The following is a 446-nucleotide window of genomic DNA, read 5'->3' as shown; positions in this document are numbered from 1 at the left end:
CACTTTCATTGGGTATTCAATGCAGGGTCTCTGCAAGTTCGGTTTCTATGAAGTGTTCAAAGTCGCCTACGCCGGTATGCTGGACGACGAGACCGCCTACACTTACCGTACCTTCGTGTACCTGGCGGCGTCTGCGTCGGCGGAATTCATCGCCGACATCGCCCTGTCGCCCATGGAGGCGGCTAAGGTCCGTATCCAAACGATGCCTGGTTTCGCGAGCACCCTCCGCGAGGCGTGGCCGAAGATGGTCAAGAACGAAGGTTACGGCACGTTCTACAAGGGCCTGGTGCCGCTCTGGGGCAGACAGATCCCGTACACGATGATGAAGTTTGCTTGCTTCGAACGCACCCTTGAGCTGCTGTACCAGTATGTTGTGCCCAAGCCCCGTGAACAATGCACCAAGGGTGAACAGCTGGTGGTGACGTTTGCAGCTGGTTACATTGCCG

General features: G+C 57.0%; 1 protein-coding gene. It reads left to right on the top strand.

All coding sequences use genetic code 11. The features are described from left to right. Window positions 1–19 precede the first annotated feature (19 nt). Window positions 20–446 (top strand): MC/SLC25 family protein (locus tag F0L46_RS27965; RefSeq protein WP_149822442.1); only part of this gene is annotated, 427 nt, incomplete at its 3' end.

It is taken from the genome of Salinarimonas soli (genome assembly GCF_008386575.1).
Lineage (GTDB): Bacteria > Pseudomonadota > Alphaproteobacteria > Rhizobiales > Beijerinckiaceae > Salinarimonas_A > Salinarimonas_A soli.
Note: the sequence above shows the minus strand (reverse complement) of the source record. Positions and strands in the feature narration are given on the sequence as shown.